The sequence below is a fragment of the Mesoplasma grammopterae ATCC 49580 genome (assembly GCF_000701525.1).
Lineage (GTDB): Bacteria > Bacillota_I > Bacilli_A > Mycoplasmatales > Mycoplasmataceae > Mesoplasma > Mesoplasma grammopterae.
Window position 1 is genome coordinate 41,254 of record NZ_KL370789.1, and the last position, 24,973, is coordinate 66,226.

The 24,973-nt window shown below is 25.5% G+C and carries 15 protein-coding genes; all 15 read left to right on the forward strand.

What is annotated here, in order from left to right; translation table 4 throughout:
• Window positions 1-5 precede the first annotated feature (5 nt).
• Window positions 6-992 (forward strand): aldo/keto reductase, encoded by a 987-nt coding sequence (locus T314_RS0102940; protein ID WP_029512114.1) that lies wholly within the window; start codon window positions 6-8, stop codon window positions 990-992.
• 86 nt (window positions 993-1,078) lie between these two features.
• Window positions 1,079-1,249 (forward strand): hypothetical protein, encoded by a 171-nt coding sequence (locus tag T314_RS04035; protein ID WP_167321185.1) that lies wholly within the window; start codon window positions 1,079-1,081, stop codon window positions 1,247-1,249.
• Between the two features lie 459 nt (window positions 1,250-1,708).
• Window positions 1,709-2,989 carry a glucose-6-phosphate isomerase gene (locus T314_RS0102955; protein WP_029512115.1) on the forward strand — a complete coding sequence of 427 codons (1,281 nt, stop codon included), beginning with the start codon at window positions 1,709-1,711 and terminating at the stop codon, window positions 2,987-2,989.
• Between the two features lie 123 nt (window positions 2,990-3,112).
• Window positions 3,113-3,616 carry a dUTP diphosphatase gene (locus tag T314_RS0102960; protein ID WP_029512116.1) on the forward strand — a complete coding sequence of 168 codons (504 nt, stop codon included), beginning with the start codon at window positions 3,113-3,115 and terminating at the stop codon, window positions 3,614-3,616.
• A gap of 1 nt (window position 3,617) precedes the next feature.
• Window positions 3,618-4,373 (forward strand): TrmH family RNA methyltransferase, encoded by a 756-nt coding sequence (locus T314_RS0102965; RefSeq protein ID WP_029512117.1) that lies wholly within the window; start codon window positions 3,618-3,620, stop codon window positions 4,371-4,373.
• 81 nt (window positions 4,374-4,454) lie between these two features.
• Complete coding sequence (locus T314_RS0102970; protein ID WP_029512118.1) at window positions 4,455-5,873, forward strand: NADP-dependent glyceraldehyde-3-phosphate dehydrogenase; 1,419 nt, start codon at window positions 4,455-4,457, stop codon at window positions 5,871-5,873.
• A 139-nt stretch (window positions 5,874-6,012) separates the two neighbouring features.
• Entirely contained in the window at window positions 6,013-8,484 is a 2,472-nt protein-coding gene (locus T314_RS0102975; RefSeq protein ID WP_029512119.1) for an MOLPALP family lipoprotein, read from the forward strand.
• A 27-nt stretch (window positions 8,485-8,511) separates the two neighbouring features.
• On the forward strand, window positions 8,512-13,575 hold the full coding sequence (locus T314_RS0102980; protein WP_029512120.1) for an ABC transporter permease: 5,064 nt from the start codon (window positions 8,512-8,514) through the stop codon (window positions 13,573-13,575).
• 95 nt (window positions 13,576-13,670) lie between these two features.
• Entirely contained in the window at window positions 13,671-18,848 is a 5,178-nt protein-coding gene (locus tag T314_RS0102985) for an ABC transporter permease (protein ID WP_029512121.1), read from the forward strand.
• Window positions 18,849-18,858: 10 nt separating this feature from the next.
• A complete protein-coding gene (locus T314_RS0102990) occupies window positions 18,859-19,404 on the forward strand; it encodes a DJ-1 family glyoxalase III (protein ID WP_029512122.1) in 546 nt (181 codons plus the stop codon).
• Between the two features lie 35 nt (window positions 19,405-19,439).
• Complete coding sequence (locus T314_RS0102995; protein ID WP_029512123.1) at window positions 19,440-21,257, forward strand: cysteine peptidase family C39 domain-containing protein; 1,818 nt, start codon at window positions 19,440-19,442, stop codon at window positions 21,255-21,257.
• Between the two features lie 31 nt (window positions 21,258-21,288).
• Window positions 21,289-21,798 carry an rRNA maturation RNase YbeY gene (gene ybeY / locus T314_RS0103000; protein WP_029512124.1) on the forward strand — a complete coding sequence of 170 codons (510 nt, stop codon included), beginning with the start codon at window positions 21,289-21,291 and terminating at the stop codon, window positions 21,796-21,798.
• Window positions 21,791-22,696, forward strand: coding sequence for a GTPase Era (era, locus tag T314_RS0103005; protein WP_011183163.1), 906 nt, complete (start codon window positions 21,791-21,793; stop codon window positions 22,694-22,696). Before ybeY ends, era begins: the two co-directional genes overlap by 8 nt.
• A complete protein-coding gene (gene recO / locus T314_RS0103010) occupies window positions 22,696-23,499 on the forward strand; it encodes a DNA repair protein RecO (RefSeq protein WP_029512125.1) in 804 nt (267 codons plus the stop codon). Before era ends, recO begins: the two co-directional genes overlap by 1 nt.
• 90 nt (window positions 23,500-23,589) lie before the next feature.
• Complete coding sequence (locus T314_RS0103015; RefSeq protein WP_029512126.1) at window positions 23,590-24,945, forward strand: glycine--tRNA ligase; 1,356 nt, start codon at window positions 23,590-23,592, stop codon at window positions 24,943-24,945.
• Window positions 24,946-24,973: the final 28 nt, after the last annotated feature.

Genomic DNA, 24,973 nt, shown 5'->3' on the forward strand with positions numbered 1-24,973 from the left:
AAAATATGAAAACAAGAACATTAGGAAAAGATTTAATTGTTTCAGAAATGGGATTAGGTTGCATGGGTTTAAGCTACAGTCAACCTCCATTTCCAACAAAAGAAGAAGCAATTAAATTTTTAAGAGAAGCATATGAACAGGGTGTAACATTTTTTGATACAGCTGAAGTTTATGGTCCTTTTGATAATGAAGAATTATTAGGAGAAGCTTTCAAAGATATACGTGATAAAGTTGTTATTGCAACAAAATTTGGTTTTTCATTTGATGGTAGAAATATAACTGGAGTTGATAGTAGTAGAGAAAATATAATGAGAGCTATTGAGGGTTCATTAAATAGATTGCAAACTGATTACATTGATTTATACTATCAACATAGAGTTGATCCAAACACTCCAATTGAAGAAGTTGCACAAGTAATGAAAGAATTGATGGAGCAAGGAAAAATTAAACACTGAGGATTAAGTGAAGCTTCTGCTAAAACTATTAGAAAAGCACATGCAATTTGTCCAGTTACCGCTTTACAAAGTGAATACTCAATGTTTTGAAGAGAAGCTGAAATAAAAGTTATGCCAACTTTAGAAGAATTAGGAATTGGATTTGTACCGTTTTCTCCATTAGGAAGAGGGTTCTTAACAGGAACCATTAAACCTGGTCACATTTTCCCAGAAGGTGATTTTAGAAATACTGTTCCAAGATTTAATACACCAGAATATTTAGAAAATAATTTTAAACTAGTTAAATATGTTGAAGAACTAGCTGAACAAAAAAATACAACTCCAGCTGCTGTTGCTTTAGGTTGATTGTTAGCGCAAAAACCATGAATAGTTCCAATTCCGGGAACTAAAAAAATTGAAAGACTTAAAGAAAACAATTCAGGAACAAATGTAATGTTTTCAAAAGAAGAATTAGAAAATATTAAAAAAATGTTAGATACTATTGAATTAGTTGGACATAGATATAATGAAGCTACTGAAAGCAGAATAGACAAATAAAATATTTAAACAAAACCGTGATATTCATTTCGGTTTTTTTACTTTATAATATTAAATAAATATAATTTATTATCAGAAAGGGAAAAATGACAAAATGCAATTTATGTAAATTAGATATAAAACCATATCAATTAAGAAAAAAAGAAGTAAATTCTGCTCAAACTCAAAATAATCACCATATGTCAAATTTTGGTTTGACAATTATTGGTGCTAGAGTTATGTATAGTCATTTAGGTTGTTATAAATATATATTATAAAAAGAATAAATATTGAACTTGAATAGGCGCTTTAATTGCAATAATTGGTATAGCTTTATTCATACCTGGATTTTTTCATTTTTTTAATTCTGTAACTGATCAAATTGACACACAAACTAATGATTGAATTATTAATTATGCATTAAGAAAACAAGGAATGATAGAACTAATATGTGCAGCATGTTTAATTATTGGATCAATTATAATAATTACTATTGGAAATATTTATGCTAAAAAATTATTAAAGATGGTTCTCATGCTAATGATTTCATTGATGAAAAAATCAAAATTGAATATTATAAAAATATAGATAAAGAAAAAAATATTTAAGATTTCTTTTTAATTGAAAATATAAATAATTAAAATATAGATTTTTAGGTACTGCTCTAAATCTATATTTTTTTATTTTTCATAAGAGTATAATAATTTTTGTAAAGTAAAAATTTAAGGAGAAAATATATGATTAAAGTTGATTTACAACATTCAGGACTTTCTATTGCAGATTTAAATGAAGCTAAAGTTAAAAAAGTTCATGAGATGATCATTAATAAATCTGGAAAAGGTAATGATTTTTTAGGATGAATTGAATGACCAAAAACATTTGATAAAAAAGAATATGAAGAAATGAAAAAAGTTGCATCTTCATTAAGAAATAAAATTGATGTATTAGTAACTGTTGGAATTGGTGGTTCATACTTAGGTATTAGAGCAGCTGATGAAATGATTAGAGGAATTAATCACTCTGATAAAGTTCAAGTAATTTATGCAGGACATACAATGAGTTCAACTTATGTTGCTCAGTTATCAGAATATTTAAAAGGTAAAAAATTTGGAATTTGTGTTATTTCTAAATCAGGAACAACTACAGAACCAGGAATTGCTTTTAGAGCATTAGAAAAACAATTAATTGAACAAGTTGGAGTTGAAGCTTCAAAAGAATTAATTGTTGCTGTAACAGATTCATCAAAAGGAGCTTTAAAAACTTTAGCTGATAATAAAGGTTACCCAACATTTGTAATCCCAGATGATATTGGTGGGCGATTCTCAGTTTTAACACCTGTTGGAATTTTCCCATTATTAGTTGCAGGAGTTAACACTGATAATATTTTTGCAGGAGCTATTAAAGCAATGGATGAGTTAGTTCAAGGTGATTTAACAAATGAAGCTTATAAATATGCTGCTGCTCGTAATGCTTTATATAATGAAGGTTATAAAGCTGAAGCTTTAGTTGCTTATGAACTACAAATGCAATATACTGCAGAATGATGAAAACAATTATTTGGAGAATCAGAAGGAAAAGACAATAAAGGTTTATATCCTACATCAATGATTTTCTCAACAGATTTACACTCACTAGGACAATGAGTTCAAGAAGGTGCAAGAAACGTATTATTTGAAACAGTTATTAAAGTAAAAGAACCAGTAGCTAATATGTTAGTTGAAGCTGATAATGATAACTATGATGGTTTAAATTACTTAGCTGGTAAATCATTCCACGAAATCAATTCAACTGCTATTGAAGGAGTAATTGATGCTCACGTTAATACTGGAAAAATGCCAAACATTGTATTAGAATTTGACAAAATGAATGATGTACAATTTGGATACTTAGTTTACTTCTTTGAAATAGCTGTTGCGATGAGTGGATACTTATTAGAAGTTAATCCATTTGATCAACCAGGAGTTGAAGTTTATAAATACAATATGTTTAAATTACTAGGAAAACCAGGAGTTAAATAGTATATTGAAATCAGCATTGCTGATTTTTTTTATTTCAATACATTTATTTTAATAATTAAATATTTTATAAGATAAAATCATTAATATATATATATAATATTAAAATTAAAAAGGAGAACATATATGATTAAAAAATCAACACTTAAATGATTAAGCGAACAACAAGAATTTTTAGATAATAAAATAATAGAAAAACACAATTTAACATTAGATCACCAAATGTTTAGAAAAAAACTAATTGCTTTTTGAGTAGAATTGGGTGAATATGCCAATGAAGAAAAAAGTTTTAAATATTGAAAACAAGGAGCACCTGGTGCTAAAGAAGTTCAATTAGAAGAATATATTGATGGATTACACTTTATCATAAGTTTAGGAAATCAAATTAACTATAATTTCGAAACTTTTAATTTTAATGATTTAGGATATAACAATAATATTGATTGTTATTTTGAATTAATAAAAGATTTAACTGCTTTAGTTAATCAACCAAATGATCAAACATTCTCTAAAATTTTTAATTCATTTTTACAAATTGCAAAAGTGCAAAATTATTCTGAAGAAGATTTAATTAAAACTTACAAAGCTAAACATGAAAAAAACCAACAAAGACAAGTAGAAAATTATTAAAATGGAAAAAATAACATCAACATCAAATAACAAAATCAAAGATTTAATCAAATTAAGAGATGATAAAAAATTTCAAATAGTTGAAAATCTTTTTGTAATCGAAGGATTGCACATGGTTAATGAAGCCATTAAAAGAAATATTGTTAAAACTATATTTTTGGAAGAAAAAATCTTTAGTAAAATTTATGATATTAATAATTTTGAATGCGTTTTAATTTCAGAAAATGTTTCAAGTAAAATCTCTTCAACCAAAACAAGTCAAGGAATTTTTGCAACTTGTATATTAGAAGACCAAGAAATTAACATGTTGGAAAATATATTAATTTTAGATCAAATTCAAGATCCAGGTAATATGGGAACTTTAATTAGAAGTGCAGCTTCTTTTGAATTTCAGACTGTAGTTGCTTCAAATAATTCTGTCAGTTTTTATAATCCTAAAGTTTTGAGATCAACTCAAGGAAACTTATTTTCAATAAATTTAATAAACGATAATTTAATTAAAACAATTAATGAATTAAAACAAAATGATTATCAAATCATAGGAACGGTTTTAAATGATGAAACAAAATTTATGAAACAAATAGAATTTAGCAAAAATCAAAAGTACGCATTAATAATAGGTAATGAAGCAAAAGGCATAAGTGATGAACTTAAACCTTTAATAGACATTAATTTAAACATAGAAATGAGCAATGAAGTTGAATCATTAAATGCAGCAATTGCAGGTTCAATTATTATGTATAACATTAAAAAATAAATAAATTTAATTTTTTGTATTGCCTTATAGTAGGTTGAATGTTTTAAAATTAAATTGCAATCAAATAAAGGAGAATTTAATATGGAAAAATTCAAAGCAATAATTAACAATCAAGAAATAAACTCTAACTCTTGATTAGATATTATGGACCCAACAACTGATGAAGTTTATGCACAAGTTAGTGCACTGTCTTCTCAAGAAATAGACTCAGCCTTTAAAGCAGCAAAAGCTGCTCAAAAAAAATGAGAAGCAATTGGTATTGAAAAAAGAACTGAGTTTTTAATTAGATGAAGAGATTTATTGTTAAAAAACGAAGAAAATTTAGCAACAACAATGATGCATGAAATCGCAAAAGCATATAAAGATTGTTTAACTGAAGTTCGTAGAACAGCTGAATATATAGATTTAACAATTTCAGAATATAATGATTTACAAGTTTTAACTTTTGATAAAAATTCTAAAGGCGTTACTGAAGATATTGTTGCTGAATATAAAAGAATAGCAAAAGGTGTTGGTGTTGGTATTTCACCATTTAACTACCCTATTAATTTAGCTGTTTCTAAATTAGCGCCAGGATTATTAACTGGAAATACATTTGTATTTAAACCAGCAACTCAAGGTAGTGTTGTAGGTATCAAAATTGGTCAATTAGCCATTGAAGCTGGTATACCAGCTGGTGTATTGAACGTTGTAACTGGACGTGGAAGAGACATTGGAGATGTTATTGTAACAAACCCATTAATTGACTTCATTTCTTTTACAGGAAGTGTGCCTGTTGGTAGAAGATTAATGGAAATTTCAAGCTCAAAAGACTTAGTTTTAGAATTAGGTGGAAAAGATGCAGCTATCTTATTAGATGATCATAACTTAGAAAACATTGCTAAAGATATAGTTGCAGGAGCATTTAGTTATTCAGGGCAAAGATGTACAGCTATTAAAAGAGTTATTACTACAGATAATATAGCAGATAAGTTAACGCCATTAATTAAAGCAGAAGTTGCTAAGTTAACTGTTGGATTACCAAATGAGAATCCTATTATTACACCTATGATTGATAAAAAAAGTGCAGATTTTGTAACTGATCTAATTAATGATGCTGTTAAAAAAGGAGCAACTTTAGTTTATGGTGGAACTAGAGATAAAAACTTATTACAACCTACATTATTAGATAATGTTACAGTTGAGATGAATGTAGCTTGAGAAGAACCATTTGGTCCTGTACTTCCAATTATAAGAATAAATAAAATTGAAGACATGATTAGCGTTGCTAATAAATCAAATTTTGGTTTACAAACTTCAATCTACTCAAAAGATGTAGATTTAGCTTATAAAGTTGCTGAGCAATTAGAAGTTGGAACTGTAAATATTAATAGAAGAACTCAAAGAGGACCTGATGTTTTACCTTTCTTAGGTGTAAAAGATTCAGGGTTTGGGGTTCAAGGTATTAAGGAAACTATTTTATCTACAACTCGTTACAGAGGGATAATAATTAAAAAATAATAAACTATAAGGGTTTTAAAGTCCTTATTTTTTATTTTTTAATACTTAAATTAACCTCTTTTTCTATCAAAATCCCTAAAAATGGTATAATAATATAAATATTTTTAATTTTATATTAATCAAAGGAAAGGGAGTTAATATGAAAAAAATGCTTTTAAGCTTAACTGCTGTTAGTATGTTAGCTTCATCGGCTGCAACAGTTAGTTGTACATATACGATGAAAGCTAAAAGTGAATTTGTGAAAAGTATTCAAAAGATAATTAATATTGCAAATGTTTCGGCTGAAGCACAAATATTAACTTCGAATAATACATCAGATACTAAATTAGCTATAGACGACTATAGCAATAATAGTAGAAAAATAAATGGAATTGAATATTCAACAACTAATGCAAACATAGGTTATTCATATACATTAGACAACTTTAGTGGTATGAAAGCTAGTCAATTTTTGCCAAAAGAAGATTTAACACTTTCACTTTCAAATAATCCTAACGATGATAATACAAGAATGGATCGTTATTTATTTAAAAACTATGGAAGCAATTGAGTTAATAACATCAATTCATCAAGTATAAAAAATGGTGAAACACACAAAGGCAAAAAAACAGGTTCAAGTTCTATCACTTCAACTGCTAGTCTAGTTTCATCAATAATTGGAGTTGTTTTAGGAAGTGATTTTAGCGTTTCAGAAGCTGGTTTCTTAAATGATAATATTGCTACTATTTTAAACCAACTACCTAATAACACAAAAGAAAGTTTAGCAAAAACATTAGATGGTTTATCAGTTAAATTTGAAACACTTCCAGAAAGTTTCAAAGAAAGTTTTTCTAACCCTTTAACTAAATATGTTGGACAAAGAAAAACAAAATTTGAAGCTATAACTGACATATCTAAAAACTTTTGAACAGAAATCTTTAAAAAAGATACTGGTGAAAATTCAACTAATGAAAAAGTTGGAACACTTAATAAAATGTCTTCAGCACTTCAATATATATTTACATTGTTATGATATATACAAGAATATGCTGATATTATAGACACAAAAATTACACCAGATAATTTGACCTATGTTTTAAATCAAGAAATAGACGCTAATGATGTTAAAAACTATGATCAAATAAACCTTAATAAAACTTTTAAAATTTTAAATAATTTTTTAAATCCTGGAAGAGATACAAGAAAAGCAAAAAATCTTGTTATTGTTCTTTTTGGTATTCCAACGTCAGAAGGTGAATTTAAACCAAAATCTAATATAATTGTTGAACCAATATTTCAAGCTTTATCAAGTAATTCTTCAAGTACTCCTGAAACTTATGGTTTAAAATCTAATCAATCTAAAATGTTTGGTTTAAACATAACAGAAATTATAAAATTTTTAAATGACATTCTTAAAGCAAATAATTCTTTACCAAAAGAAATTGTTAAAGAAATCATTAGACTACTAGGTGTTTTACAAGAAATTTTAGCAAGTGAAAATAAAGATACTTATACAATAATTCAATCTTTATTGAATGAAGCTGTTTTTAAACCATTAACAGAAGAAGGAAAATCAGTATTGTTAATAGGTGACATATTATATCTACTTGCAGAATCAGTAAATGCTAAAAATGATAATAGAGTTGTAATCGATTCAGCTCCATTATTAAAAATATCAAGTTTAAGTGGATCGCAAAATCCATTTGGTGCTTTATATGATGGTGGATTATTGAAAAGTATCTTCCAAACTATTAATTATTTCACAACAAAAGATGGTTCAAGTGAACCTATGTTTAGTGATGTTGTTATTAAAAACTTTAAGGACTTAAGTTCAATTTTTAATACAAAAATGAACATAATTTTCACTCAAATGTTAAATATTGATTATGACAATAATATGCAATTTTTATATGGTTTAAAAAATTCTTCAATAGCAACTATTGTTGATACTATTTCTAAACAATTCATAGACCCAATAGAAGGAAAAGAATACTTCCTTGATTTAGGAGCTATTAGAAATATAATTCTTTCATTATTTAGTAGTTCTTATAGTTCTATTTCAATTGGCAAAGAACCGAGTTATGAAAATCCAAATAACTTATTTGCAACTTTAAAAGTTGTTTCAGCAGCTTTAAGAAATCAATCAGTTAAATTTGGTGATACAGAAGTTAATAATTCAAAATCAATAGTAAATGTTTTAGGTTTAGACCCTACAAATCCAAATAAATTTATAGGTGGTTCAATATTCGATGCAATTGCCCAAGCTTATGGTCACGGTGTAATGGTTGACGGAAAACCAACAGAAATGCCTGAAAAAAGAGAAAATACAATCAAAATGATTTCTGTAATGCTTGAAGGAATCTCGTGAATGTCAAAATCTTCAGAAAGACAATATTACAATGACAATTTTGGTCATTTCTTTGACCAACAAAACTGAACAACTCAAATTATTAGTTACACAAATTTTGACAAAATACATAATGATGCCGAAATAAAATATAACTTAATTTATCAAAATAAAAAATACAAAATTAAAGAAACTTATCAAGTTACTTTAAAAAGAGATAAAGTTCCATTGAATGAATCAATAGGAAATAAATATTTCTATATTACAAATTTAACTAGAAAATAATAAACACAAAAAGGAAAGGAAGCGTTTATGAAAAAAACAAGTAATTGATTACTTTTTAAACAGGGTTTAAAAGGTATATTTAAATTTAAAATTCAATTTGTTATCATTTTAATTCTTTCTTTCCTATCAATTTTTATTTTAACAACTTCTATTTCTTTAAGAGATAGATTGAACCACACATACAACGAAGTTGTAAAAAGTGTTGACAAGTTTGACTATGAATATGACGATGAATTTTTTGGTATATCTGGTGGAGTTACATCAAACAATGTTTCCCAAAATCCAATGATAATGTTTGTAGATCCAGAATCATATTCAACAATTAATGGAGGTTCTAAAACTTTTAATATTTCTTTTAATGAAATATATGGTGGTAAAACTTTTATAACTGAAGCATTTTTAGATCAAAATATGAAAAATACATATTATGCTAATAATCAATCAGTTGGGTGAGATCTAGACAGTAAAGATTTCATGGTAAAAACTAGAAATATTTTATTAAATTACTTTTATAGTAATTTAGTTTCAACTTTAGATGGTCAAGAAACAGAAAGTTCTCTAAATTTAGAAAAAACACCAATTTTTACATATGTATCAACTTTAAACAAAGATGAAATAAAGTCCGATTATGAAGTTATTAGAAATTACCAGTCAACAAAGCCTATAAATATATACGAAATCAAACAAAAAGATTTATTCTATTTTTCAACTATAGCATTTAGTAGTATTGGAGCTTATATTACTGAAATAAATAATACTTATAATTTGAGCAATAGTACAAATCGTCTAGCAGAAAAAACATATGAAGTAATTACAGGTAATAGTTTAAGAGAAACTCCTATTAATACTAATCTAATGGTTAATGAACAAAATAAATATTCTCTTAGAGTAACCAATTCAACAAGTAATAATGCTTTAATAAGTATTAATTCAAACTCTAGAATAGATATTGAAAGTGCTATAAAAGCAAATGGATTAAAAGGTATATCTACTCCAACTTTTGTTCAAAATAATAATAAAAACAATGAAGTTATAAACCTTAATTCATTTAAATTACAATCAGCAGCAAATGGTGATGATTGATCTGCTAGATTAACTGCATTTAACTCAACTAAAATTGAAGAAAACTTATTTAACAATTTAATGAATAATTCTAACTACGATTGAATTTTACAAGGTAAGAATTATACAAATATGAATAATGAAGTTGCTAATATACTATCATTTACTTATAAAATGCAATCTGATATTGCAGCAATTGCTTCAAATGTAGAAACAGAATTTAGAAAAGAATTTTCTGTATTTGATAATTCTTCACAAGTTGAGTATAAAGCTGTTGTTTTAGATGAAATGAAACATTCAAATTTAAAAATATTAAATCCCGATAAGGGAGGAAGAATGCCAATTGCAAAAGGTGAGATATTAATTTCTGAACAGTTTGCTAGAGCAAGAAAAATACCTTTATTTTCAGATTTAAAAGTTGGAGCTCAAAACTTTACTGTTGTTGGATATGCTACAGACACATTTTCATATTATCCTGTTGTAAATGATGATTTACCAATACCTCAACCTAAAAATACAGGGATTATTTATGCATCACAAGAGACATTAAAACCTTTATTTGAAGATGCACCTTCTTCAAACGCAGAAAAAATTACTAAAACATATGCAAAAAGATTTGTTTGAACAAATGAAAAATCAGATATGAACTTATTCAATTATTTATTTGCTCCATCTCAAAAAGCAAAAACATTTGCTGAATCTGTATACAGATTCTCTTGAGACTTACAGCCTCAAGTTGTATTAGCTTATAGTTTATTTACTATTATAATTTCATTAATAATAGGTGTAATAGCATTATCTGGTTTATTAATATCACTTAAAAAATCAATTAAAGCAAATACAAAACAAATAGGTATTTTAAAAGCATTAGGTGTAGAGCCGCATAATATTGCTTTATCATATATTGCTCAATCAGTTATTATTGCTATATTTATTATTCCTTTAAGTTGAGGTATAGGATTGTTAGTTCAATCTGGTTTTGTGCATTTATTTGTTCCATATTTTAGTATTCAATTGTATCAAATTCAAGTTTCTGTATTACCTCTTATTATAGGTTTCATATTCTTTGGGTTCTTATCTGTTATGGTTTCATTCTTAGTTGCATGAAGATTAACAAATAAATCAGTTATTGAAATTTTAAGAGTTGAAGAAACTAAAAAATCTCATTCTTGAATTTTAAATAAAATGAAAAATACTATTTTTAGCAAATCAAAATTTACTTTGAAATTCAGTATAACTTTAGCTTCAACAAACAGAAGAAATATATATTTAATGACAGTGGTTATTTTTATAACATCATTTTTAGTTTCAATTGGTTTCACTATTCCAGCAACTGTAAGAACAGCTGAATCTGCATATTATAAAAATGTTGAATATTCAAATAGTTATAACTACATTGAAAATGTTTCTAACTCACCATTATCTAAAGGTGCAATAAGTTATTCAAAAGATCCTAGTGTAATAGACAATGATTATACTAAACATGGAGATATCTTTGCATATTCAAATCCTTCAAATTACTTTGAATCAACGTATGATTCATCACCAATTTCTAAGTACTTGTATAATGGAATGGATGTTAAAAACAAACCTATATATTCAAATACATTTAAATATTTAGTTTCTGATTCAGCAAATATGCCATCCAACAGTGAAGGTGAAACTGAAGCTAAAACAGGATTATTTCAAATTATTACAGAACAATTTGGTAATAACTTTGCAAACGGAATAGGTTCTCAATTTTCAATTGGAACTATTGAACAAGTTTTTGGTCTTTTATCAAGTTCACTTTATGATGCAACTACGCTAAACCCTGAAACAAATATTGCTAAAGAGACATATTTAAATGACGCTTTAGTTCAAAAGAAATATGATGTTATTACTAAAAACTTAACTCAAGCTATACCAATGATATTAGGAAGTATCTTAGGATCAGGAACATCTGGTGATGAAAAAGATTGAAAAGAACAAATACTTTCAGTCATAGCATCATCTGCTCCAGCTTTTGTTCAAAGTTATATTCAAGACCCATCAAGAGTTCAACAATATGGATTTGGATATAATGTTAAAAAAATATATAAAGATAGTGAAACTTTTGCTACTAATATTCAAGTTTCAAATAATGAAAATAATATTAAATTAACAGGTTTAGAGCAAAATCAAAAAGCTTTTACAATAAACAATAGTTTACAAAATAAACTTTTTGTAAGTGAAGAAACTTTAAATAAATTAAATAATGTATTTAATGTTACAAAATATGATTCTGATATTGAAGAAAATGGATTTAAATATTATGATCATGAAACAAACACAGTAAATGTGCCAATTTTACCCAACAAGCAAGCTTTAAACTCATATGGATTAAATAAAAATAATACAATTGATAATATTTTTACAAAACAACAACAAATTTTATTCGAACATAAAAATGGAGAGAATACAACATATGATGTTCTACCAAAAGAAGCTTGAACATATGACGATTCTGATTTTATTAATTCAAATTATTTTAAAAATTCTTTTATTGAAGGTAGCGAAAACGCTAATACAGTAATAAATGATAGAACAGGAACATATCAAACAGATAAAAATTATTTAAGTTTATATGATTTAGATAATAATAAGTTTACATATAAATATTTATACGATGACCATAACACACTTCAAAAAAACAGTTATTTATTCAATGATTTTGCTGTTAAAAATAATGAAGGAATTTCATATGTTAGACCATATTATGAATACTCAAATATTAAATTGTTCTTACCTAAAGCATTATTAAATCAAGATGAAAAAAACGGAATTAATAAATGAGCAAATTATAATAATAAAAATGGTGTAAATACCGCAGGATATTTTGATAACAATGTTGGTGTAGAGGATGTTCCAACAACTACTAAAAAAGCATGAGAATCAACTTATGGAGCTGATGCTAGTTCTAATGGTTATATAATGATAAAACCTTATTCTTTAGAATATAGTTTATCTAAAGAAGAATCTATTAATAGAGGATTAGCAAATATTGTAGATGGACAACCTTTATGATTTGTTGATGCAATGAGAGCAAACTTATTTAAACAAGAAGCAACTCAAGTTAAATATGCAAATACCGATTTAAAAGTTAATTTAAAATCAGTTGGAAGTCTTGATTCATATAATGGTAGTTTAACTATTGTTGATCAAGGATTAGCTAACTTAATTGGTAATTTCTCAATTAGCAAAAAATATGATGTTAATTATAATTTCTTTGAACCAGAAATTGTAGTTAAAGCAGGAGAAACAATTAATGCTAATGGTGTATCATTTACATCTAGCTATGATAAATATAAATTACACAATGAAAGTGAAGATTTATATGTTTCAGATTATACAAAAATGTTAAATGGTGGAGCTAGTTCACTTAATTACACACAAATGATGTGAAACAATGCTAAATTTTCTAATATTGATGAACCAATTGATCTAACTACTGGATTCCTTCAAACAACACAAGAAAACAATGGTATTCTACTTTTATCACAAGTACCAATAGGCAATATATCTCAAGAAGACTTAAAATTACAAGTAGCTAATCAAAAATTATTAAGCATTGAAAAAGACTTAATTGCACAAATTTCACAATTAGCAATTTCAATTGCAATGTTAATTATTGTAAGTGTTATTATAACCTCTTCGTTATTGATTATATTAATTGGAGATATTTACATAACGCATTATGAAAGATTTATGATTTTAATGAAATCATTTGGTTATTCAAACTGAAAAGTTCAGAAATACTCATTTGGAACCGTAACTATTTTATCTATTATTGGATGAATATTAGCTACATTATTAGCATGCGGATTAATAGCATTAATCATGTTCATGCTTAAAATGACAGGATTTGCTGTTCCATTCATTATTTCTTGATGACCATTTGTAGCCAGTCTAGCTGTTGTTTCTATTTCTTATTTTGGAAGTTTAATTTTAATTTCTAAAAAAGTAAGAAAAGGTGATCCAGCAGGTCTATTGATGGAAACACATGAATAAAAAATAAAAACTTACCACTTTGGAAATTATCCAAAAATTGGTAAGTTTTATTTTGCATATTGTATAATGTTATTAAAAGAAATAAAGGCGATAATATGAATAGATTTAAAAATAATTTATTATTTTTTAAACAAAGTTTAAAATCAATATTTAAGTTTAGGATTCAATTCTTAAGTATTTTGTTATTGTCTTTTATGTCTATTGTAGTTTTAACAAGTTCACTAACAATAAAAGATAGACTTAATGATACTTATAATTCAGTTGTTGGGGATGTTGAAAAATTTGATTATCATGTTTCAGATCAGATGTCTTTTATTAAGAATCAACCTTCAACTAATAAAGTTTCAAAGCAATTAATACTTAGTTTTTTACCAATTGATTCAAGAACAAGTGTTGATCAACAAGAAACAGTAAACATTAACTTTAATTCAATATATGGAAGAACATTTATTACAGAAGCTTTTGAAAGAGATAATAGAATGCTTAATACTTTTATTTCAAATACTTATAATGAAGATTCAAATAATAATTGAAATGCATTTACATCAAATGCGTTTTTCTGAACTACAAGAATGTTGTTATTAGAAAGTTTTTATACCGATTTAGATCTTTACTATAACCATAATGATTCAAGTGTAGATTATTTGAATTACGTTCCTATAGTTAGTTATATAAATGAAATAGATGATAAAAGTTTTATAGAACATGATTTAAATAATATAAAAACTAATCTTTCAACAAAAGATTTTAATGAAAATATAAATGAAAATAACACTGCTTTTAAGGTTAATGATTTAAATAATAATCAACCACAAATTAATGATATTATTCGAATTGAAAATAAAGAGATTTATTTATATGCGTCAAATGCATTTTCAAGTGTTTTTGCTTTTATGAGAGAATTTTTAAATAATTCTAATTGAAGTTTTCAAAGAGAAAATAGAGGAAAAGCTATTTTTCAATTTATAACAGGTCAAGATATTCAAGATAATTGAAATCAATCAAATGTAAATAAAAAGTGAATAGTTAATGAACAAAATAGATTGTATGATTCTGTAGTTACAGGAGACATAAAAGAAAAAAACTATATATATGTGTCAAAAGATACAACAAATAATGCTGATGTGTATGCAGAAATTAAGAATAATGGTTTAAAAGGTAAATCAACCCCAATTGTTGCGTTTTATGATGAAGAAGACAAAATCACAAAAGCTTCAGCTGAATATATTAATTTAAATCCTTTAAGTTTAAATTCAAATAGTTTAAATGATGATTGAAGTGGTAAATTTAGTGCAATCAATAACTCTAAAATGTCTGATCAGTTTTTTGGTAATTTATTTTCAGAAAGAAATATTGAATGATTAACTTGAAATCAAAGTAATTATGCATTATTTAGTGATAATAGCCCATGAACAAATAATATGTCAAACAATTATAGAATGTTTTTAAAAATTGCAGCATCTTACTCTAATTTTGATATTGAATTTAGAAAGGAATTTAATGTATTTGATAACTTAAATCAAATTCAATATAAAGCTGTAATACTTGATGAATACAATCATACTAACCTAAAAATTTTAAATGAGAATGAAGGTGGTAGATTACCTTTAAATCATGGCGAAATATTAGTTTCTGAACAATATGCAAAAGCGCATAATATTAAAAATAATTCAACTATAAAAATTGGACCTCAAGTTTTAACTGTAGTAGGTATTGCAACTGATACATTCTCTTACTATCCAATAGTTGATGAAAACGTGCCATTACCTCAATATAGAAACTCAGCGATTATTTATGGAACTGAACAAACATTATTCCCAATTGTTGAAAATTCACAATCAACTTCAAAAGAACAAATATCTAATACAAATATTAATTACTTCTTATGATCTAAAGACAATAATGTTAACAAAAACTTTCAAACTTTTACATCATTTACTCCATTATCAAAAAATATTAAAACTTTTAATGAATCAAGTTATAGAATGAACTGGGTTCTTCAACCATCAATAGTTTCAGGGTTATTAATAATCATGATATCAATATCTGTTATTGTTGGTGTTATATCATTATTGGGAGTTGTAATTTACATTAAGAAAATGGTTAAAGCAAACATAAAACAAATAGCAATATTAAAAGCGATGGGAGTAAATTCATTCTCAATAGCAAAATCATATGCTGTTATTGGTTTAATTATAACCTTCTTAGTTATACCTGTTGGTTGAATAGTTGGAACGTCAGTACAATTAATATTTATTAAGATGTTTATTCCATATTTTAGTGTGCAAATTTCTCAAATATCAATTTCAATGGTTGCTTTATTAATTGGTATATTTGCATTTGGTTTTGCTGTAATTATTCTATCAATATTATTTGCTTACATTGAAACAAGAGAAGACGTAACTTTAATGCTAAATAAGGTTGGTAAAATAAAACAACAAGCTGCAATAATGAACTGAATTAATAGAGTTTTTGCAAATTCAAAATTCACTTTAAGATTTAGTTTAATTGTAAGTGCCTCAGCAATTAGAAATACAACAACAACCGCATTTGTAATTTTTATTTCATCATTCTTGATTTTCTTCGGATTGTCAATTCCGGCTTTAGTTGAAACAACTAAAAATGGTTACTATAACCATTTGAACTACAACAACCAACATAGATTTGTAGAAAATGTGTACAACGCGCCGTTGTCGAAATCGACAATTAGTTATACTGAAGATTTAAAAACCATCGACGGAAATTTTAAATCTACATCGTTAATGGAATACTATTCAAATCCAACATATAGTTATAATTCATCATTTGACGTTTCTCCATTATCTAAATATGTTTATTCAAAAAACCAAGATGGTAGTGGGCAAATTACAAATACATTTAAATATATTGTTAACGATTCAAGTAACAATGCAGTTCATTCAACAGAAAATGATGAAAATGATAATAACACTGGATTATTCCAATTAATCACTGAACAATTTGGTAACAACTTTGCAAATGGTATAGGTTCACAATTTAGTGTTGGTATGATTGATCAAGCACTAAGCGTTATTATGAACTCTTATTATGATGCAACAGCTTATGGTACAAAGGCTTATTCTAGAATAAATAGTGACATCGATAACTTAAATAAATTTAACATCATTACAAAAAACTTAACAGATGCAATACCAATGATACTTGGTGCTATTTTAGGTGGAGGTTCTGGAGAATCTACTGGTAATTGAAAAGAAGATATTTTATCAATTATTTTAAAAAATGTTCCACCTTATGTAGAAAGATATTTACAAGATCCTTCACGTAAAGAACAATATGCTTTTGGATATAATGTTAAAAAAGTAACTAAAAACCAAGATTCATTAGCAACAAGCATTAATGTTGATACTGAAGAATATAAAAATATGAGTTTTACAGGAATAAACCCTAATCAACAAGCATTTGATCTAAACAATGAAAAAATATTTGTAAGTGATAAAACAGCTATTCAAATTGAAATGTTAATAAATAATCAATGAGACATGAAAAAATCAATTTCTGAAAATGGCTTTGTTTATTATGATGCTCAAACAAAAACTTTAACAATTCCTATAATGCCAAACAATCAAGCAAGAAATAAATATCATCTATCAAATAATAAGGTTTTACAAAATGAAGGTGTATTCGGAAATCAATTAAAATTTAAATCAAAAAATGATAATCAATTTTTAAGCTTGCCAAAACAGGCCTGAGTATATAATGATTCAGATTTCATGAATTCAGATTATTTTAAAACTAATTTAAATCAAAAAGATAGTGATTCAAATATTAAAAGTAATAGAACTGGTGTAATAAGTGATCAAAACTATTTAGATCCAGCTAATCTTGATAACAATAAATTTACTTATAAAATTCAATACACAGGTGAAAATGAAAACACTTCAATAGATAATAATGCTTATATGTTTAATGATTTTGCTGTTGATGACAATGAGAATGGTGTAAGCTATGTTAGACCATACTATCAATATGAAAATATTGAGTTATTTATTCCAGAAAACTTAATTGGTTCAGTTGATGAATGAGCTAATGTATCAAACAACACACCTGATAAATCAAAATACTTTGAATCAGGTATTATTGGTGATAATATACCAAAAGATGTTAAAAATGCTTGAGAAAGTATGTACTCATCAGCAAAAGACTCAAAATATATTAAAATCAAACCGTATTCTTTAAGTTATAAAAGAACAGATTATAAAAACAAAGGTTTAGCAAACTTATTAGAAAAAGAATCTAATTATGTTTGATATGCAAGTGCTATGAGAGACAATTTATTTAAGCAAGAAAATGATACTGTTAAATATTTAAATTCAGACTTAAATATAGATTACAAAGTTGTGGGAACATTAAATTCTTACAACACAAGTATGATTTTAATGGATCAAAAGATGGCTAATATTCTTTCAAATTATTCTCTAGCAAAAAAACAAGATGTTAAAAATAATGTTTTTGAAGATACTCCAAAAGTTAAAGCAGGACAAACTATAACATATAATAATGGAAATAAAATTGTCAGTGAATTTGATAGATATGAATTACATGATGATAATAAAGATATTTATTTAAATGATTGAACTAATATGTTATCTGAAGGTGCAGACTCAACTGAATATACTCAATACATGTGAAGCAATACAAAATATTCAAATGTTGAAGAAACAATTGATTTAACAACGGGTATTTGACAAAGTGTTTCAGAGAATAACGGGTTATTAATGTTAAGTCAAACACCAATTGGAAATATATCTGATGGATATGTAACAAGTAGTATTATGAATTCTAAACTTCTTTCAACTGAAAAAGAATTAATTAAACAAATAACAGGTCTGGCTATTATTTTAGGTTCATTCTTTATCATAATTGTAATTATCACGGCATCCTTATTAATAATGTTAATCGGAGATATTTACATAGCTTCACTACAAAGGTTTATGATATTAATGAAATCATTCGGATATTCAAATTGAAAAACACAGAAATATTCATTTGGGGTAGTTAGTGTATTAGCAATATTTGCATGATTTATATCAACACTATTAGCAACCGCAGCAATGTCTTCAGTTTCAATAATCTTAGCCTCATATGGGCTTGCAATACCAATGGCACTAACTTGATGACCATTTATTGTTTCTGCAGTTATTATCGGATTATCTTTCTTTGGAAGCTTATCTGTTATAACTAGAAAAATAAGAAAAGGTGACCCTGCTGGATTATTAAGTGAAACTTATGAATAAAGGAGAAATTATGAAAAAAGTAGCAATAATTTTACATAAAAATTTTGAAGAATCAGAAGCTATTGTAACAATAGATATATTGAGAAGATCAGAAATTATTGTAGATATATACAATATTGAAAATAAAGAATATCAAGTAGGTTCTCATAATATAATTGTAAAAGCAGAATATAATATTCAATCGTTGAATTCACAAGATTATGATGGAATAGTTATACCTGGAGGACCAGGAGTAAATGAATTGTTTGATAATGAAATTTTATTAAATTTAATAAGAGATTTTAATGATAAAAATAAAATGGTTAGTGCTATTTGCGCTGCACCACAAATTTTAGGTCAAGCTGGAGTTATCGATAATATTAAAATAGTAAAATTCCCTACTTCTAATAAATACTTAGAAAAAGCTTTAGTTCAAGAAAAAGATAGTATTATAGACAAAAATATTGTTACTGGTTCAAGTATTGGAACAGTAGTTCCATTTGCCTTAAATATAATAGAATATCTACAAGGAAAAGAACAAAAAGAAAAAATTAAACAACAACTTGTAATTATTTAACAAAATCACCTTACTAATATAGTGAGGTGATTTTTTTGAAATTAGTAAAACAAACCTCATATCAAGATTGTGGTGTTGCATGCATAGCAATGATGATTAATCATTTTTATAAGTATGAAATTGATTTGCAACAAGTTAAAAATTATCTGTCAATCCATGATGATGAACTTAGCTTTTATGACGTTATTGATTTAGCTAGTAATTTTTATTTAAAAGGCGATGCTTTTAAAGTTGAGCAAGATTTTTTAGAATTAAAAAATAAAGTACCATTTTTAGCACAAGTGATAAATTCTGATGGCCTATTACATTTTGTTATAGTAGAAAGTATTTTACAAAATAATTTAATTGTATTTGATCCAAGCAAAGAAAAGAAAACTATGCAAAGTTTGCCTGAATTTTTGAAATGTTTTAATAGTAACGTAATAATTTTTAAATCCAACATCAAATCATTTAATAAAGACTTTAAATTTAATTTTAAAAAGTTTTTAAATATTTTTAATTTTGACTTTATTCTATACTTATTAATAAATTTAGTATCAACACTATTGTTTATTTTAGATACACAATTTCTTAAGATGTTTTCTAATTCATTATCTGAACAGACTCAAGATTTTTTAATATATTTATTTCCATTAATCATTTTATTGTTTAATATACTTTTCAAAAATATATCGATTAATATTCTTAATAAAAATTATAAAAAAAGAAAACATTTTTTATTAAAAAAATTCTCAAACTTAATTGAATCTACAAATTCAGGAGATTTATTTTATTTATATCAAGAAATAAAATGAGTATGTCAATATGAAAACTACAGTTTAAAGAGCAGCATTTCATCATTTATTTCTGAAGTAGTAAGTTTATTCTTTATTTATTTTATTATTAAAGAATTATTTTTAATAATACTTATAGCTGATGTTATTTATATCTTGATTAATATTTTTATAAATAATTTTGTTAAAAAAGATAGTTTTAATCAAGATAAAGAATGATTTATATTTTTAAGTAATATTGAACATGTAAAAAATATTTGTGCTGAATATGATATGTTAGCAAAACTTTTAAAATTAGAAGAAAAAGATAAACTCGCTAGCTCAAAGTTAAATTGAATTGAACTTTGAGATAAAGTTGGCTTAGTATTAATTTATATAATTAGTTGATCATTATTAAAAAATGGTAATTTAGAATTTTCACTTTTCTTTATAATTTTATTGTTTAAAAATTTTAGTAGAATTAATATTTTTAATTTAGGTCAAACTTTAATATGAATAAAAAAATATAAGATATCAATTATAAAATTTGAAAAATTTTTTATTGAAAAAAACGAAGTTAACTTTAATGAAGAAATAAACAATATTCTAATTTCAAATAAACAACAAAAATTAGAATTAAATAAAGGGTTAAACATAATAAATTTTAAAATTGATTTAGGTAATATAAATAAAACTAAAAATGATATAGAAGTTGATGTCTACATAAATAACAAGAACATTAACAGTTTAAAAACATCTGATTTACGTAAACAAATTTATTATTCAAAAAATTTTCAAATCAAATTTGGAACTATTTTTCAAAACATAACAACATCAAATAAAAATAGTATAAATATTTTTAATATTAAGGAAATTAATGAGCTTTTAAATAAATACTCAATCAAAATAACAAAGCTAGTAAAACCAGAAACTAATACTCAAATTGAAAAAGAAATAATTAAACTATTGAATGTGTTTTACATTAACAAAAAAGTAATATTAATTAAAAATGATTTTCAAATATTAACTTTTGATGAAATAAAGTCAATTTTAACTATCTTTACTAAATTAAGTAATGATAAATTTTTGATTTTGTCTTAAAATTAATATATTAAAGTAAAAAGGAATAAGAATGATAAGTATTGATTTTATAAATGAAACTGATTTAAAAGTAAAAGAATGAGAAGATTTAGCAAAACAAATAATTAATTCAGTTTTTAAATATCTGAATTTAAAAAATAAAATAAATCTATCTATTACTTTTTTAGATAGTGAACCAGCTCAAAAAATAAATCAAGAATATAGAAATCATTCTTATATACCTGATGTAACATCATTTCCAATAGAAATGTCACCACAAGAAATAAAAGCTTTAGGATATCAAGAAATAGGAGATATCTTTATTTGTATTGAAGAAGCAGAAAGAAAAAGTATTAAATATCAACATTCTTTGAAAGAAGAAATGGGATTTTTATTTACTCATGGTTTTTTACACTTAATGGGTTATGATCATGAAACAAATGAAAAAGATGAAGAAGAAATGTTTTTCATTCAAGATGAAATACTTAAAATAAATAAAATAAATTACACAATAAAATTTACTGAAGAAGATTATAAAGAAATAGAGGAAAAAGATGAATAAAATTAAATCAGGATTTATATCTATAGTTGGTAGACCAAACGTTGGTAAATCAACTTTATTAAATAAAATAATAGGGCATAAAATTTCAATTGTTACAAATAAAGCTCAAACAACAAGAAATAATATAAGAGGTATTTTAACAGAAAAAGAATATCAATTGATATTTGTAGACACACCAGGAATACACACGTCAAAAAATCAAATTGATAGATTTATGAATTCTAGTGCTATGAGAAGTATGAAAGAAGTTGATGTTGTTGTATTTATGGCACCAGCTGATGAAACAATAGGAAAAAATGATTTATTTATATTAAATGAATTATCAAAAAAGAATGATATTAAAAAAATACTTGTAATCTCAAAAGCTGACGTTGTTAGCAAAGAAAAATTATTTTTAAAAGCTACTGAATGAAATACATACGAACAAATTTTTGATGAAATTATTATTACTTCGTCAACTGAAAATATTAATATTGATAAATTAATAGAAACAATTGTTGGTTTCTTGCCTGAAACAGGTCATTACTTTTATGATGAAGAATCTATTACAGATCAACCTAATCGTTTTGCAATAAGAGAAATAATAAGAGAAAGCGTACTTTTAAAAGCTGGGCAAGAAGTTCCTCATTCAGTTGCTATACTTGTAGATGAACTTGAAGAAACAGAAGATGAAATTAATATTGTTGCATCTATTATAGTTGAAAGAAAATCTCAAAAAGGAATCATTATCGGTCATCAAGGTAAAAAAATAAGCGATATTAAATATAAATCAAGAAAACAAATAAGAGAACTTTTTGAAAAAGATGTTAATCTAGAATTATTTGTAAAAGTCCAAGAGAATTGAAGAAACTCTGCAAGTTTAATTAAAAAGATGGGATACGACAAGGATAAATACTAATGAGTGAAGTAAAAATCAGAGGAATAGTTTTAGATTCTTTAAATTATGAAGAAAATGACAAAATTATTACAGTTTATTCTGATGAATTTGGGAAACTAAGTTTTATTGCTCTAGGTGCTAATAAAGCATCAAGCAAAAATAATTACTCACTTAATGTATTTTCTGAATCTGATTTTGAAATATTCAAATCAAGAAAAACACAATCAATTTCAAAATTAAAAACGGGAATATTAGTAAGAGATAATTTTAAAATTGCAAAATCATATAATAATTATTTATTTGCAAGCATTATAAGTTCAGTTATTTTACAAGAAGAACTTTTTTATAACAAAGATTTTAAATTATTTGATATGTTAAGAGAAGCTATAAGAAATATTAATGATGAGGTAAACCCTTTTTCAAATATGGTTTGATTTCTTTTTTACTCATTAAAAAATTTTGGAGGATACTGAGAATTAAATAAATGTTATCGTTGTAACAAAGCAAGTAAGATTTATAGAAAATTTGATCTTCAACATTATGGTTTAGTTTGCCCTAATTGTATTAATGAAAATGAAGAAGAACATGATTATGAATTTATTAAATATTTACAAAGAATGGATAATAATACTTTTTTCACTATTCAAAAATTCCCTATAAATGTTTCTTTTGAAATAATAATTTCTAAATTACTTTTAAGTTATTATCTTAATGAAATAGGAATATATTCATATCCTATGAATGAGATTTTAAAGAAAGAAGTTTATAAAGATGACTCCTTTTGAGAGTACACTCATAAAGTGTTGACAAAAAATAGTATTTAAAGGTAAAATCATTTATAATTGAAATAGTTTTATGTCAGCCAAATGCTGACTTTTGTTATTTTATATACAAGACTATTAAGGAGAAAAAATATGGAAAAATTAATTGCCCATTTAAAATCTCAAGGTTTTATTTTTCAAGGTTCAGAAATTTATGGTGGATTAGCTAATTCTTGAGATTATGGACCATTGGGTGTAGAAGTTAAAAATAAATTAAAGCAAGCTTGATGAAATCATTTTGTTAGAAAAAACCCTTACAATATCGGTTTAGATAGTTCAATCATTTTGAACTCAAGTGTTTGAAAAGCTAGTGGTCATATAGACGGGTTTAATGATCCATTAATTGATTGCAAAAAATGTAACAGTAGATGAAGAGCAGATAAATTAATTGAAGAATTTAATTCTGAAATTAATGCTGGAGTTATGACAGAAAATCAAATGGAAGAATTTATTAAAGAACAAAACATAAAGTGTCCAAAATGTCAGGCATGTGATTTTACACAAATAAGAAAATTTGCACTAATGTTTAAAACTAATCAAGGAGTTCTTGAAGATGAATCTTCTTCTGTATATTTAAGACCTGAAACAGCGCAAGGTATTTTTATAAACTTTAAAAATGCTCAAAGATCATTGAGAAAAAAATTACCTTTTGGTATTGGTCAAATTGGTAAATCTTTCAGAAATGAAATTACACCAGGTAACTTTATTTTTAGAACACGTGAATTTGAACAAATGGAATTAGAATTCTTTTTTAATCCATCTGATGAAAAAGATTGATTCTCATACTGATTAAATGAAGTCGAAACATTCTTACAAGATAAAATTCAAATTAATAAAGAAAATTACAGAGTTAGAAGTCATGAAAAAGATGAATTAGCACATTACTCAACAGCAACTAGTGATATTGAATTTAAATTCCCATTTGGTTGAGGAGAATTATGAGGAGTTGCACATAGAGGTAATTTTGACTTAAATGCTCATCAAGAAGCATCTAAGCAAGATTTAACTTATTTAGATCCAACTACTAATCAAAAAGTTTTACCGCATGTAATTGAACCAAGTGTTGGTGTTGAAAGAATGATGTTAGCTATTTTATGACAAGCATATCATGAAGAAGATTTAGGCGAAGGAAATTCACGTATAGTTATGAAATTGCCATATAACCTAGCTCCTTATCAAATTGCTGTTATGCCTTTACAAAAACAACAAAATGATCAAGCACTAGCTCTATATTCAAATCTTTTAAATAATTTTGATGTTACATATGATGAAACAGGAAATGTTGGTAAAAGATATAGAAGACAAGATGCAATTGGAACACCATTCGTGATAACAGTTGACTTTGACACACCAGAAACAAATTCAGTTACAGTAAGAGAAAGAGACTCAATGGAACAAGTTCGTATTAATTTAGATGAACTTGAAACATATTTAAAAGCAAAATTTTAATTTTTAATTTTGAAAGGAAGTGATACTC